At 60.4% G+C, this 14,712-nt stretch carries 8 protein-coding genes and 1 pseudogene; 2 read left to right on the top strand and 7 right to left on the bottom strand.

The window, feature by feature from the left end; all coding sequences use genetic code 11:
* Nucleotides 1–4 precede the first annotated feature (4 nt).
* Nucleotides 5–9,028, bottom strand: a complete 9,024-nt coding sequence (locus CUJ89_RS06925; protein WP_114176697.1) for a hemagglutinin repeat-containing protein — start codon at nt 9,026–9,028, stop codon at nt 5–7.
* 464 nt (nt 9,029–9,492) lie between these two features.
* Here CUJ89_RS06925 and CUJ89_RS06920 point away from each other — a divergent pair.
* Together CUJ89_RS06920 and CUJ89_RS38475 are read left to right on the top strand one after the other, a co-directional pair.
* Nucleotides 9,493–10,002: pseudogene (locus tag CUJ89_RS06920) on the top strand (YqaJ viral recombinase family protein); the annotation flags it as partial.
* A gap of 446 nt (nt 10,003–10,448) precedes the next feature.
* Nucleotides 10,449–10,934, top strand: coding sequence for an AAA family ATPase (locus CUJ89_RS38475; protein ID WP_321970384.1), 486 nt, complete (start codon nt 10,449–10,451; stop codon nt 10,932–10,934).
* Between the two features lie 89 nt (nt 10,935–11,023).
* Here the strand turns inward: CUJ89_RS38475 and CUJ89_RS06910 are convergent, their stop codons facing one another.
* The 6 genes from CUJ89_RS06910 to CUJ89_RS06890 form a co-directional block, all read right to left on the bottom strand.
* A complete protein-coding gene (locus CUJ89_RS06910) occupies nt 11,024–11,227 on the bottom strand; it encodes a hypothetical protein (RefSeq protein WP_114176695.1) in 204 nt (67 codons plus the stop codon).
* Entirely contained in the window at nt 11,220–11,546 is a 327-nt protein-coding gene (locus tag CUJ89_RS06905) for a hypothetical protein (protein ID WP_152036596.1), read from the bottom strand. The genes CUJ89_RS06910 and CUJ89_RS06905 overlap by 8 nt, the downstream gene beginning before the upstream one ends.
* Nucleotides 11,539–11,712, bottom strand: a complete 174-nt coding sequence (locus CUJ89_RS38205; RefSeq protein ID WP_201752280.1) for a hypothetical protein — start codon at nt 11,710–11,712, stop codon at nt 11,539–11,541. The genes CUJ89_RS06905 and CUJ89_RS38205 overlap by 8 nt, the downstream gene beginning before the upstream one ends.
* Before the next feature lie 282 nt (nt 11,713–11,994).
* Entirely contained in the window at nt 11,995–12,600 is a 606-nt protein-coding gene (locus CUJ89_RS06900) for a hypothetical protein (RefSeq protein ID WP_152036595.1), read from the bottom strand.
* Nucleotides 12,601–12,667: 67 nt separating this feature from the next.
* On the bottom strand, nt 12,668–13,141 hold the full coding sequence (locus CUJ89_RS06895; RefSeq protein WP_152036594.1) for a hypothetical protein: 474 nt from the start codon (nt 13,139–13,141) through the stop codon (nt 12,668–12,670).
* 230 nt (nt 13,142–13,371) lie between these two features.
* On the bottom strand, nt 13,372–14,370 hold the full coding sequence (locus CUJ89_RS06890; protein ID WP_152036593.1) for a hypothetical protein: 999 nt from the start codon (nt 14,368–14,370) through the stop codon (nt 13,372–13,374).
* Between the last annotated feature and the right edge of the window lie 342 nt (nt 14,371–14,712).

Raw genomic sequence — 14,712 nt, 5'->3', positions numbered from 1 at the left:
GCGGTTACCTTTTTACGGGAATGAACGTCTTATAGTGGTCGGGCGTGTAATACACCTCGCCATTTTGCCCGGTCACGATCCGCTGCGGACCGACACCGTTCACCCCAGGTGTCGGAACAACGTATTCCGTGTAGTAGCCTGCTGGCTGCCGCGGCAAAAGCCCTTCGTTATTGCTGAACGTGGTGCTGTCGTTACGTGAAGGATACTTCACGCCAGACGCGATTCGATCTAGCGTCGGCTGAAGATCAACGGTGCCTTGATAGACGTTTCCGGTAACCCGGTCGGTTACCGTAACGCCATTGATCATGGGTGCGGAGCCGGAGGTGCTGTTTGTGGCCTTCCCCGATGATTTCCCTGCGCCTCCCGTGGCCTTGCCGCCGCTCAACACACCCGCCACGGCCGTGGCCGGCACAGTTGTCAGTCCGTCCTCTTGGCGTTGCGTCAGATTGACTTGACCGATCATCGCGCGCTCTTTATCCAGCGCCTTCTTAAGCTCCGCGATTTCCTTCTGATCCTCGCCTCGGTTCTTGTCTTCGTTGGCATTGTAAAGCTCGACGTTCGATGCGGCGGCGGCTCCTGCGCTGCCGCCGACCAGTGCGCCACCGACCGTTGCCACGACGTTCGCAGCGATGTTGCCGACCAGCGACGAGCCGGTCGTATCGCCCACCGATTTGCTGATCTTCTCTGCCTGTCCGGCCAGCAGTGACGACGTGCCGGCTCCCGCTGCGCCGCCGATCGCCGTGAGCGCGCTGCCGCCGCCGAGCCCGCCGATCAGCGCACCGCCGGCTGCTTGCAAGCCCGCGCGCGACGCGCCGCCCTCATCCCAGCTCTTCGCTTGGTCAATGTACGACTGCATCGCAACGAGGTCGCCGCGCTCGTAGGCGGCCTTGGCCGCATCGATCGCATCCTTGCGTTTGCCGTCAGCGTACAGGCCGATCCCCTGCGAAATCGTCTGACCGGCCGCCTGCGCCGCATTCATCGTATCGGCCTGCTGCGACAGCGTTTTCTGAACATCCGGCGTCTTCGAAACGGTTCCGTTCAAATTCGCCGTGTCGCGGTTCAGGTTCGCAACGTCCTGCGTCTGCTCGCCCGGCTTCGTGATGTTGATCGTGCCGGCGCTCACCGCGCTCTTTGTCGTCGCGCTCTGATCGCCGCTGTCGTTCTGGAACACCATCGGCGTGACGCCGCCCGCGCCCGACACCGACGACGGACCGACCGACTTGCCGCTCGATCCGACCGACGCCCCCGCGCTGAAGCCCGCGCTGTTCGCGCTGTAGTGCGAGTGGTTCTCGATGTCGCTGGTCGTCAACGTGCCGGTCGTCAGGCTATTCTTCGACGCATCGGCCGTGCTGGCGATATACGCGCCCTTTAGATCGGTGTTGCCCTTCACGGTCACGTCGAATCCGCCCGCACCGGCCTGGATGCCAGCCTGCTCCTTCACGCCCGCATAGTTGCCGTCCGCGTGGCCGTTCTGTGCACTGAAACTCCCGCCAACGCCTCCAGCCTGACTGATCGTGACGCCGCCGCCCGCGCTCGACTGATGCGCAGCGCTCACGGTCGTATCCTGAACGCTCGCCACGTTCAGGTTGCCGCCCACGTCGGCCACGAACTTGTTCGCGTTCACGTTCGCGCCGATCACGTTCGTGTCGCCGCCGCTGACGATGGTCGCGGTCTGGCCCGCGTTGATGTGCGTGTTGTTCTGGATCGCCGCATCCGAATTCCCGTCGCCGTGCGCGCGCTGCATCGACGCGGACACGCCGACACCGTTCGTGCCGATCGACACGCCGACGCTCGACCCAGACGACGAGTTCGAACTCTGCGTCTTGTCGGTATCGGTCGTGTTGACGAGATTGACCTGGTTGTTCGCGATCAGCGCCACGTTGGCCGCGTTCACGTTCGAGCCCGCGATCGTGATGTTGCCGTCCTTCGGCGTGCCGTTGCCCGTCGCGATCAGCTTCGCATTGCCGCCCGCATTGATGCTGGAGCCCCGCTGAATCGTCTGGTCTTCCGACGACTGCATCGAACTATGGCTCGAACCGACGCTGACCTGCACACCGATGCTCGGGGCCTGTGGTCCCTTCGCGCCGTCCAGCAGCTTTGCGGCGCCCATACCGCCGAATGCCACGTCACCGGCCGCCGCGATGCTATGCAGCGCCGAAGCGCGACCGTTGTCGTCCTTCGCCGATTCGCGTGCAGCCTGCGCGTCGCTGATCGCATTGTTGATCGCATCGCCCACGGAGCCCGACAAGCCCACTGTCAGCCCGCTCTTGCTCGTCTGCTGCTGCTGCGCCTGGTGCGAAGTATCGGTTGCCGAATCGACGACGATGTTCGCCGCCGTTCCGGTGACATCCTTTCCTGCCACCAGATCGCTGCCCTTCACGTGCAGCGTGTTGCCCGCGTTGACGGTCAGATTACCGTCGACCGAGCCGACCGTACTCGCGTTGTTCGTGACACTCGACGCCTGATTCTGCTGCGCGAGCTTGCTGTTGCCGACCGAGAACGACAGGCCGCCGCCCGACATCAGGCCCGAGTGCTGTTCCTGATAAGTGGTCGATGACTGACTGGTGTTCTGCGAAGTCGTCACGTTCACGTCGTGCGCCGCGTTCAGCGCCACATCGTGCGTGCCGACGACCGTGCTGCCCTGAATGTTGATGTCCTTGCCGCTGCCGATCGACACGCCCTCCGCTGAGATAAGGCTACCGTTCGCGATCGTCGAGGTTGCATCTTGCGAACTGGCGATCTTCGTGCCGCTCACAACGCCACTACGGCTATGCGTCTCGCGCGAGTTGTACACATGCGTTTCGGTAGCCACCCCGACATTCACATCGCCGGCCGCCAGCAGGTTCGCATCGCCCTTGTTCAGATCGATCGTGCTGCCGATGACGTTGATGTCCTTGTTCGACACCACATTGAGCGTATCGCCGCCCTTGACGGTCGTGCCGGTCAGCGCCTGGTCCGACCCATGCCGGGTTTCCGCATAGCTGCGATTCCCTTGGTCGCCCGAGCTGTTGGCGTTGATCGTCGACGTGACGCTCGCCGCACCGAAGGTCACGTTACCCTTGGCCGCGATCGTGCCGCCCTGGCCGAAGTCGAGCTGCGCACCTTGCGCCGTCAAGTCACCGCCCACACCGATGGCCGACTTGCCGCCGACGTTCACCGTGCTGCCGGTCGCGCTGTTGAGGTCCGTATCCGACACGCCGTTCGCGCGCTGCACGACCTTGTGCTCGCCGGTCTGCTGCGCGCCAAGCGTCCAGTTGCCGCCGATATTGGCGTTCAGGTTCCCGCCGACATTCAGGTTGCCCGCGTTCTGCTGGAAGTCGCCGCCGGTCTTGATCGACGCGTCGCCGGCCACGTTCAGGTTCGCAGCGGGGCCGAGCGTCGTCTTGTCGCTCGTCGCGCCATCGCGGCTGACCTGGTGCGTCGTCTGCGTCGCGGTATCCAGAATCAGCTTGTTGCCTGCATTCAGGTCAAGGCTGCCGGCCTTCACATTGGCCGACGTGAGATCCACGTTGCCCGTCGTGTCGAGCGACATCAGCCCACCGCTTTGCAGCGCACCGAACGCGTTGTCGATCTGCTTGCCCTGAAGGGCGAGTGTCGTGTCCGCCTTCACGGTTCCGCTGTTCGTGAAGACCTGCGTGTTCTTTAAATCGATATTGCCGGCCGTGATCAGCGGCCCGTTCGCGTTCTGCTGATCGGCCTTCGCCAAATATACGACCGGCACGAGCACTTGCTGACCGCCAACTGTCTCGGTCTGCATGATGATCACGTTGCTCGTGAGCGCAGCCACCTGCTGCGCCGACAGGCTCATGCCGAGCGGCAGGTTCAGCGACTTCGACAATTCAGCGCCCGCGAGCATCAGCGACTGATACATGCCCTGTAGGTCCGTATACGGCCCCAATACTGCCTTGCCTGTCAGTTGCGTGACCTGGTTACGCACGAGCTGCTGCTCGTAGAACCCGTCACCGAGGCGCTTTTCGGTGGTCAGCGGATTCACGCCGATCTGGTTCAGGTAATAATCGCTCGACAGGAAATTGTTCATTCGAGTGAACGCGGGGTTCGTCTCGATGAGATACGTCGGGTTCGGGGCAGGATTCGGCCGGTACAGGCCGCCTTGCGGAATCGTCAGGTTGTTCAACACGTTCACAGCGGTCGCGCTCGCGATCACCGGATCAATCCAGGTGGGCGTACCTCCCTTGATCGCGGCGGCTCCCGATTGTGTGCCGCTCGCGTTACCGCTCACCGTCCCGATCGTCAGCCCCGGCACCGCTTGCCCTGGCAGCAGGCCGAGCGACGGGATGGTCGCGTTGGCCGCCGTGTTGTTCACGCTCATGCCGTTGCCCGAGATCGTGCCGTTCGCGCCCCAGGTCGAGCGATAGTCGGGCAGACCGTACTTCCTCACGTCGGCAGGAGCCGCCTGCGTATAGCCGCCCGGTCCGCCAACGAACGGCTTGTCGCCGAACGGCAAGGTCCAGTTGTGTTCCGAGTTGTCGTAGTTGTTGTAGTGGTAGTAGCCGGAATACGTGACCGTCACGCCCGGCGCTTGCTGGCCCGTCGCGCCCCAGCCGTCCATATCGAGACTCACGGGTTGCTTGATGTTGCCGACTGCCGTCACGCTGCTCCAGTAGTTCTGGAATGTCTTGACCGTCGACGCGTCCAGGTCGCCGCCCGACGCGATCTGCGCGCCTGGGCTCAGTTTCGTCACGGTATTGGCGACCGCCTTGCCCTCGTAGGTCGTGTACTGATAACCGCTGTTCCATTGGCCGCCGTTCGGTGGAACGGTGAATACACCGCCCGGCTGCAATTTGAGCGCGGCGATGATGGGCGCGGGATCGTAATCGGGGTAATTCGGATCGTGGAACAGGTTGATCCAGTGCACGTCCTGACCGCTACAGGCCGCGACGTAGTAGGCGGCGCACCCCGACATGCTGATGCCGAGCTGTTGCAGCAATGCCGGGTCGACCTGGCTCGTATCCCCCGAGGTCTGCATCACGCGCCGCGTGTTCGTGATCTTGTCAGCATGCAGTTCCATCGAACCGCCCGATTGGATCGCCGCCGATGAATTGTTGATCAACGCCGCGTTCGTATAGTTGCCGTTCGCGTCCTTGCCGCCCGCCAAAACCACTTTGCCGAGCCCGAAGATCGTCGTGGTCGGCATCGAATCGCCCAGCGTCGTGTCGTCGCGGTTCTCGATGTCGTGCGCAAGAATTTCGAGCAGGCCCGACGTGTCCGATGCACCGATTAGCGCGACAGGGCCGAGGTTCGACACCGTTCCGCTTGCCTGGATGGCGACGCTGCCGCCGACCATCGCGCCATAGTTCGTCAGGTCGCCCGAATGCGTACTGAGCACGCTGCCGGCCGTCATCGCGCCCGTATTGACGATGTTGCCGGCGTTGACCGTCAGGTTGTGGACCGATTGCAGGTTCGCGCTGTTGGCGAACGTGCCCGGCAACGTAAAAGTCAGGTCGCGCCCAATGTTGAACTGCGTTTGCGGCGTCGTCGTGAAGTCGCCTTGCAGATTAATCGCCGCGTCGCGCGCAGCACTGTACGTGCCTCCGCCGAGCAGCGTGGAAGCCGCTACCGACAGGTCGCGCGTCGAGGTGATCGATCCGTTGGTATTCGTCACCGCGCCCGACATCGCAACGTTCACGTCGCCCGTGGCATTCGCGACGTTACCGACCTGCCCTCCTGAGTTGTCGAGGCTATTGCCCTGAACGCGGAGGTTCGCGCCCATCAACTGGCCGCCCTGCGTGTTCGAGATCGAGGTCGCAGCGATCGTCACGTCGCCCTGGCCGGTCATCTGCCCCATGCCGTCGACACCGCCCGCGTGGCTGTTCACGATCTGGCTGCCGCCTTGCACGGTCATCTTGCCCGTGCCGAAGTCGTGCACCGCGCCATCGGTGTTATCGATCGACGCGGCCTGAATCGACAGCGTGCTCGTGTCGCCGGCCGTGCCCGCCTCGATGTGCCCTTGCTGGTTCGACAGTGTCCCGTTGCTGATGATCGACAGCGCCGCGTTCGAGCGCATCAGGCCCTGAGCGTTGTTCATCGCTCCGGCGATCATGGCCGACAAACCCAGTTTGGCGGCGATGACCCCGCTACTATTGTCCAGACTACCGGCTTTCACAACGGCCTGGCCGTTGGTACCGATCGTGCCGCCGATATTTTGCAAGGTCCCCGCGCCATTGCCCGGTGCGAGCGTCAGCGTGCCGGTGCCACCGTGCGTGATGGTGCCTTTCGAGTTGTCCAGCGCGGCCGGCGCGAGCGTCAGGGCCGTGCTGTTGGTTTGAATGACGCCGCCATTCGAATTGTCGAGCGTGCCGGAAATGGCGAGCGTGGTCGGCCCGTTCTGCCATTGCGAAATGTGGCCGCCCTGGTTTTTCAGATTTGCAGCTGTCAACGAAAGTTGATTGCCCTCGATGTCGCCGTTCTGGCTGTTGTCGATCAAGCCAGCGACGGTTGCTGTCAAAGAGGGGGAGACGATCTTGCCGTCGAGGTTCGACAGCGAGGCGCTATGAATCGTTGTAGCTGCCGTCTTTGAACCAAGTTCGCCGCCGTCGTTAACGAGTGCGCCGCCTGCGGTCGCATCGACATTCGCGTTCGACGTGAGCTTGCCGCCCATGTTCGTGATCGAGTCGGCCGCATTGACGCTCAGGCCCGTTTGTCCGGACGCCGAACCGGCCGAGTTATCGATCGTCTTTCCTTGCAGGACGGTTCGACCGTTGCTGGCGATGGAGCCCGCTTTGTTGCTGACGGAGCCTGAAGCGTTACCAACCGTCAACGTGCCCGTGCCGACGTGCGTGATCGTACCGCCGTTGTCGTTGATCAGCGCAGCAGGCGTGAGCGACAAGTCCGTGCTGCGCGTCTGGATCAGACCGTTGTTCGAGTTGTCCAGCGTGTCGGTGATCGCGACCGTCATCGGGCCGGTGCCGGTCTGCGTGACCGTACCGCCGTGGTTCAGCAGTGTCGAACCGTTCAGCGAGACCGTCGCCGCATTGACCGTGCCTTGGGAGTTGTCCAGCGTCGCGCCGTTCAACACGGCGCTTTGGCCCTCAACCCGGCCGCTGGCATTCGCAAAATGATTGCCGGCGTCGACGGTGGTGGTCTGTCCGGCGTGCAGCGTGCCGTTGCCGTTGTCGACGCTCTGGCCAATCACGTTCAGGTTCGCGTCGGCCGATACCGAACCGCTGTTCGTGACCGTGCTCCCCTGTACGGTGACGTCGCCCTTGCCGCCGATGAGGCCGCCCGGGTCGCCGCTCACGTTCGTGCCGGCTGCGTTCGTGATCGCACCGGTTGCCGTCACCGACAGGCCGTCTGTGTTCAGGGAAATCAACCGGCCCGCGCTATTGTCGACCGATGCGCCAGCAATCGTTTGCTTGCCTGCGCTCTGAATCAGCCCGGCATTGTTCTGGATCGCACTCCCGCGAACGTCGGCCGTGCTTTGGGAACTCAGCATGCCGTTTTGGTTCGACACGGTGCCGGCCATCTGCACCGACAGCGGGCCTTGCGAATTGGCGCGGCCGCTCTGGTTCGACAGGTTGCCGCCGCCAAGCGTCATGCCCGCGCCACTGGACAGATCGCCCCGGTCGTTGATGACCGTGCCGCTCGCCTGCGCGTTCACTGTGCCCTTGGCGCTGGCGGTCGAGCCGGTCAGATTCACATCGCCCGCCGTCGCGCTCAGCGCGAGGTTGCCGTTGGCGGCTGTCGCGCTGTTCGACAGATCGACGCCGCTGCCGGTGAAGGTCGCGTTACCGGCAGCGCTGTTGGTCCCCGTCGCGGTCAAATGGCCGTTGCCCGTGACGCTAAGGTCGCCGCTTGTGCCGACCGTGCTGTCGGCGTTGATGCCTGCGCCAAGGGTGCCCGTCGAGTTGAGACTGCCGACGTTGGCGGTCAGGTTCTGCTGGGCGGTCAATGCGCCGCTGTTGGTCAGGTCTGCGCCCGTGTTGACCGTGACCGACTGTTTGCCATACGTGACGCCGCTGTTCTGGATACCGCCCGAGGCCGACAGCGACATATTGCCGACCGCATTGGTCTGGCCCGACAGCACGAGGCGACCGTTCGCTTGCAGCGTCAGGTCGCCCGCTTGAGCGGCAATGTCGCCCGCGTTCGCAACACCGACTCCATTCTCGGAACTAACGAGAAACACCCTATTCGCGTACATACCCCCAAGTTGGCTGACGTCGATCGCGATGGCGGGCGCGGCGCCGTTGCCTGCGATCCGCGTGGCGCTCAGCGTGTTGTAGTCAACCTGGTTCGATCCAGCGACCACGTTCAGAGTCTTCGCGTAAGCCTTGGCGTTGATCTGTACGGCGCGTGCCAACAAATCCACCTGATCGACATTGGCCGTATCGAGCCCCGCGCCAACCACGGAGATCAGGCCCTGGTTGACATTGAAACCCGCGAGCGACCCATCAGGCGCAAAGTTCGGATTGCCGGTTGTCAACGTGGCTCTGCTCGTATTGATGAAGCCGCCACCATCGACAACCAAGCCAGCCTGATTTGCGATCACGAGTTGCGCGGCTGCACCTCCAATCTCGACTTTGCCGCGAATAAAGCTGGGGTTGTTGCTGTTGACCTGGTTGACAATCAGACGTGCCGCATCGCCCGCCTGGAAATTGGGATTGCCACCGATAATGCCGCCCAGTTGAGTCTGGACGTTAATCGGCGAGTTATTGAGAATAATCCCGGGCTTAGGTACGTCGAACTGGTTGTACGTGTTCATCGACACGCCCGACGAGCCGGGGCGGTTGATGTTCACCTGTTGAAGTCCGTTCTGTGTCTGGATCACGGACGGGGCGTGCGCGCCGCCCGCAACAACCTGGGCATTGGCCCATATCGGCATCACGCCGGCCGCAACCAGTACGGCGAGTGCCACATGACGAAGCGTGAAGCTTGCGAATACGTGCGGCGAACGAACGGCGAAACCGATTTCGCCCCGCCCTGCGTTGCCTGATGCACTGGCGGTTTCTTCCACCGCAACCAACATACCGCGTACGCGGCTGAATACCAGCCGATAATGGTTTTTATTCATGATCTTGGTCTACTCGCGATTCGTCCGATCCGCTCTCACGGGCCTCGAACATCCCACGGAATCTAATAGAACAGCGTCAACAAGTGTCAAGCGTTGCCGAGAAGCGACGAACTGGGGACCTCTCCGCACTCGTATTAGCGACGAGCACGCCGACCGGCAATCCCGACCTCGCAGACTAAACAGCGTATTCGGTTAGTCACAAATATCGACGGTATTGGCTACGGCAATCCGCGCGAATATTACCTCACCCATCATCTCAAAAATTCCTGACAGAATTGCGAGGTCGAATCGGTGCATGAGCCGTAATCAAATTTCTTTCAACCACATATCGCCTTCCTGAGCACGGCCAGCTACGGCCGCTCCGTCGATGCATTGCCGCACCGGCGCACTTCGCTCAGGAGTTTCCGTGATCTCTGATCCCCCTACCTTTTGTGCTGATCGGGCTGGGCCTCGCGCTCGTCGCAATGTTCGCGGTGGGCTTCTATTGGCTCGCCATCATGGACCGGCCGACACGCCGGCAAACCGGACGCGCGGAAGGTCTTCCCAGTCCCGATCCGAACGATATGACGTCGCCGATATATTGGGGGGTGCTGTTGGAACCCATCGTAGCCGCGTCGTACACCCGGCAGACCGGCAACAAGGTTCGCAAGGTCAACGCAGTACTGCGCCATCCGACGATCCCGTGGATGCTCGCCAACATCGATCGGGAAATTGTCGGCGTGCCCGACGTTCAGATTCTCGAATGCAAGACAGCGGGCGAGTTCGGCGCGCGGCTCTGGCGAGAAGGTGCGCCCGAGTACGTGCAGATTCAGGTTCAACATCAGCTCGCAGTCACCGGCAAGACAGCGGCACACGTCGCTGTGCTGCTTTGCGGACAAGCACTTGAGGTCCATCGAATCGAACGCGACGATGCATTGATCGGGCGGCTCATCGAACTGGAGGAACGCTTCTGGCGCTTCGTGGAATCCGATACTGAGGATGAAATTCGCGTGCTTGGTTACGACGTGCTACACGAGGAGTGGGAACCCGTGAGCGCAGACGACGTTGCCGCCGCCCGACAATATGCCCAACGCATTCTCGAAGACTTCTACGATGACCGCGAGTCGGTGCTGAAGCTGCTACGGGCTAAGGGCAGAGTGGCGGACGAAGACCGACCACCAGCGACAGAATGAACTGCGCAACCACCGCCCGCTGACCGGCCTCCGCTAGAGAAAGCGCACACCCGTGCATGGGGGAGCGCAGGCGCGAGCGAGCGGCGTAAGTCCGGGCAGAAATTCGGACCAAATACGGAATACCCGTTGATAAGATTCAGGCGATATGGGACGCCGAGAATCCTTACATTGATGAGCCGGGCTTCGCAGACACGCGAAAAATCGTTCCGCCTGCACAATTCCAAAGTCTATGCACCGAACCACGCACAATGCACTTCCTTCTCAAACCCACTGAGGAAGGAACTGCCGAATTAGATTCGCTCCCGCCCCCGGTGCCCCTCGCTCAGAATCCTGACCTCATTCCGGGGAGACTTACCCTGCACATGTACGAGGAGATGATTTCAAGAAGATGGAGTGATACGTTTATTGGCCAGCCGTTAGCACTGCGGACTCTCGGGGAAATGCGCCGACTAATCTTGGCCTATGCAAAGCAAAATAATTATCAGTATTGCATTGTAGATACCTCGCCCAGCCTAGGTCCGTTAAACAAGGTAGCCCTAAGCACGGTTGATGCGTTTCTCGTCCCATGCGCACCTGATTTATTTAGCCTGTATGGCGTCAGAAACATTGGTAATTCATTACAACGTTGGTCTCACGAATTCAAGACGCTGTACACACTTCATGCATTCTTCGCCCCATGCTCGCCCAGAAAGCGCCGCGATGCGACACACTTAACAGCATCGGCGCTGGCGTGATTCGCCCCGCGATGCGCCCCACCACCCACGCCGGCGGTTTGCTCAGGCACGCTGCACCTCTTCGCCAGTAACGGCGCGAAGCAGCGCTGCTACTTCGCGCGTCCAACCTCCCCGACCAGCATCGTGACCAGCGGGCGGTATTCGTCGCCGCAGTCCTCTGCCAGCTTGATCAGTTCTTCGAGTTGCTGCGCGCGCCGCGCCGCAAACTCGCGCATGTCGGTGTTCTCGTGCACGGTGGTCACCGTCACGGTGCCGCCGCAGGGCGATTCGATGAACGACGGTAGCTTAGACATGGCGCGTCTCCCTATCGGCGAGGCAAAGCGCAGCATCGTGGAAATCGATCTGTCGGCCGCTGAGGCAAGCGAAAGCAACACGGGCTGCAATCTGCTCGCGCGCTTGCTCGAGACTCACGCACCATACGTAAGCGCAACACACCACGGCGTCGAACTCACGCATGTCACGCATCCGGCGAGCGACATCGAGCACGTCCGGCGTCCACAACGGATACACGTTTTCGCCGCGCCGACGAGGATTGATGACGGGCGGCCGATCGAATCCCGGATGGGTCAGGACGACGGCGGTAGCCGCTTCACTGTATTGAAGCTTAGACATGGCGCACCTCCGCGCGAGCGAGGTCGGCCAGGTGGCGAAGCGCGTCGCCGACCGCGTCGAGTGCGTCACGGTCGGACGGCGCGAGTGCGGCGGCGCGCAATGCGTTGCGTATGATTTCGAGGGAGGACTGCATTTGCTCGGGGCGAGCGGATACCTTGGCGGCCATAATTCGGACTCCTGTGTTTTTCAAGAGCCTGCCATCCCGTTTCCAGACGGGGTGGGCAGGCACATGGCAGGGCTGGAAAACCGGAACACAGGAACCGGCAGGCGCGAGCGCCTCCCCACCATGGCCCACCCATAAAACTGAGCGTGCGATGATACTACGGACGAAAAAATACCGCCTGGCAGCGGCGGTCTGTCCGCCTGTGTTCGTTCGGGTTTCCAGGCCCGGCCGCTGTTGTCTCAGCGGCAGTCAAAGCATAGGTCTGCAATTAGCAGACGTCAAGACTTACCGAGCCTTCAGGAGGCGAAGCTGCAGTAAATCGCTTTTCTTCACAGCTGAGACAAAATCCCGACGCGTGTCACCGTGTCTGCATGCTATGAAGACTTCCACTAAGTAATCGTCCAGAGGCTGTGGCGCTTGCACAGACACCGGCGGCCCCCAATTACCCTTCAGCACTATGGGCATCGTATCCGGCAAAACAGGGGCTTCCAATCCAACAAAGTGCCTGGTTTTCTTCGCCATCCTTCTGCATTGCTTATCGAAATCAGACTTGCTCGATGGCGACAGAGAGGCGATGCTCATGCCCTTCGCCTGACCGAGAATAGCCTTGCCAAAACCAGACGCATCCTCAAGGATGATCGCAAAATCAGCGCCATATTTTGATTCCGCCGAACCGGGCCCGCGATCATTAACCACTGAAGTTGTGAGCCACGAGCTGTCCTCGTGAATCGCCATCCCCGCCAACTTACCCATGAGGGCAGCGACATAAGCAGGTTCTTGCTGAAATGAAGAACGCTTCAGTTGCCTACATGCGAGCCGAATCTGCATGCGAAATTTCTGGAGGATCCTTTCCATCGGATCTTTCTCCATTTCCATTTGAAGTGACATCATTATCCCCGTTTGCGAAGCTTATCGTTTGACGAGCCCCTCATCGCGAGGGGTCTCGAATTGCGCTTCTTCAATATGCTGGAACGTTTTTCTGCAGCTTCGCCAACAGAGTCAGCACAGCCATCCCCATGTACGCTTCAGTGGCAAGGGCGTCGGCCATGAAGTTCCACGCGAATGCGTCAGGTGGGTCCCATGTGGCGTTCCCGTTTTCCGTAAACAGAATTGTCCAGATCTCGGTGGCACGTTGCTCACGCGTCGGCCCGGTTTCGATCAAGAAGAATCTGAAGCGGCCAACCAGTTCACCACCCTTGAGAGCCTGATCAAAAACGACCTCTACTGATCCATGCGGTGTCGTCAGGGCGAAGTTGAGCACGACATTCGTTTCCGAGTTCCGCACAAACAGGCCGAGCGTAGACGCGGCATTCGAATCCGTCGCAGTCGCTGCCAATGCAGCGCGAAATTGCATCGCAGCTTCGCTGAGAGCGATAGCTTTGTGCGCCATTTTCTTGGCGCCGGCGAGTTCAATGTCTGAAAGACGGCTCATTATCTTGTGGTCTCCAATTTGGTCGCCGGTGATCGTTGCATGTGACCAAACCATTTCGTCCCCTCGTTCTCAGCGGAACGTGGGGAAGGCTCAGCTGCCATCGCATCGGCCGGATAGAACTGCAGCGTCGCACGTGCTCGCCTCACCGTTCGCACGATCAGCATCCGCAGTGTTGGCCCGGTTCGACGGTCGATTGAGATCGCTGAGCCTGGTCATCCGTTGCCGGCCGCTCAGTTCCCCGTCGTTTGCCACCACCACATGTCCGTTTGATCAATAACCAACCCGGCACCGAAAAACACCTCAATCATCGGAAGCCACGTCGAGTTATTTCCAAATTCGTTCCTCAAGAATCCGGCCCCTCCATTGTATTTATAGCTCGTCGGGGTAGGCTTATAGCTTCCGTTCGCTCCAAGCGACGCGAAGTGCTGCCAGCTTCCATTACTGAGGCTTGTCCATGGCATCTGATAAACATCCATTGTCGCCTCATCGTTTATACGATTTGTGACCATATAAACATTTCCGCCATTGTAGTCGAAAGCGAAGTCCGCTTCAGTGATGAAATCGCCAATCACACCGGCTTCCGAAACCTGGAGTTTGTATTGAAGGTGCACCCCATCCGTCGAGTAGTACAAGTGGTAGTGCTGAGGTGACGAGTCGAGCTTCTGCAGAACAAACAACCAGACCGCAGACTTCCCATCCGCGCTTATTGCAGACTGCTCTCCGATTCCATATTCTGTCGATGACGTACGCAATATCGGGAATGGCCACTTTCGCCAATTGATCCCATCATTCGAATACGCAACCCCAACGCCGTTATCAATTCCTCCATTGGTTGAATTATCAGTCCCGGTGTAGTACATCAAGTACGAGTAATGCATCCCACTACCATCGGGATAAATAAAATCACCCATGATCACCGATGGGTCGCACACAAATGCAGAATCCCACGATCCGCTCACACCTTCCACAAGAACCTGAGTCGTATCGGTAATGATCTGCTGCGTATTCGCATTGATAGAGCGGTAAAGAATAACGTCGCTCGACGCTCCGCCACCACACCACCACATCTTCTGCGTCCCGTCCGCGAGCATGATCACGCTAGGAACGTAGTTGTACCGATTGTTTGGCCCCTTCTGAATCAACAACCCCGACTGATCCGCATGCGCGTTTATACCCAACGTCGAGAGCAGCAGGAACATCAACCACATTGCGAACTTTCTTTCCGTCATGATGGGTCCTTGCCGCGATGGCCAGTTTGAGTTGAGGACAAGGATAGAGAGGTGTCCCGGGTCACGCAACGCCGCCATCATCGCGCGTTTTTCACATGATGTGAAAAGCCCCGCTCGGGGCGGGGCTTCATCATGACCTGGTCGCACTCACTGCAGTTTGTTACTCCCATTAAGCGGCGATTTGTCGAGGGTGGCTTGCCGCTATGAGCTTTGTGCTTCTTCGCCTTGGCGCTTGTCTTCGTTGGTGCCGCCGCTGGAGTCGACGCTTGTGCGAGCGCGACGGTGGCGAACATCGATGTAACGAGAGCAACTGCGAGTTTCTTCTCGTCATTCTCCAAAGGC

It is taken from the genome of Burkholderia pyrrocinia, assembly GCF_003330765.1.
GTDB classification, from domain to species: domain Bacteria; phylum Pseudomonadota; class Gammaproteobacteria; order Burkholderiales; family Burkholderiaceae; genus Burkholderia; species Burkholderia pyrrocinia_B.
The sequence above is the reverse complement of the archived record's forward strand: the minus strand, read 5'-3'. Positions and strand labels throughout refer to the sequence as shown.

Coding starts and splice junctions, on each gene's coding strand:
- CUJ89_RS06900 (WP_152036595.1), bottom strand. CDS start 12,600: ATGATGTCACTTCAAATGGAAATGGAGAAAGATCCGATGGAAAGGATC.
- CUJ89_RS06910 (WP_114176695.1), bottom strand. CDS start 11,227: ATGTCTAAGCTACCGTCGTTCATCGAATCGCCCTGCGGCGGCACCGTG.
- CUJ89_RS06890 (WP_152036593.1), bottom strand. CDS start 14,370: ATGACGGAAAGAAAGTTCGCAATGTGGTTGATGTTCCTGCTGCTCTCG.
- CUJ89_RS38205 (WP_201752280.1), bottom strand. CDS start 11,712: ATGGCCGCCAAGGTATCCGCTCGCCCCGAGCAAATGCAGTCCTCCCTC.
- CUJ89_RS06925 (WP_114176697.1), bottom strand. CDS start 9,028: ATGAATAAAAACCATTATCGGCTGGTATTCAGCCGCGTACGCGGTATG.
- CUJ89_RS06905 (WP_152036596.1), bottom strand. CDS start 11,546: ATGTCTAAGCTTCAATACAGTGAAGCGGCTACCGCCGTCGTCCTGACC.
- CUJ89_RS38475 (WP_321970384.1), top strand. CDS start 10,449: ATGCACTTCCTTCTCAAACCCACTGAGGAAGGAACTGCCGAATTAGAT.
- CUJ89_RS06895 (WP_152036594.1), bottom strand. CDS start 13,141: ATGAGCCGTCTTTCAGACATTGAACTCGCCGGCGCCAAGAAAATGGCG.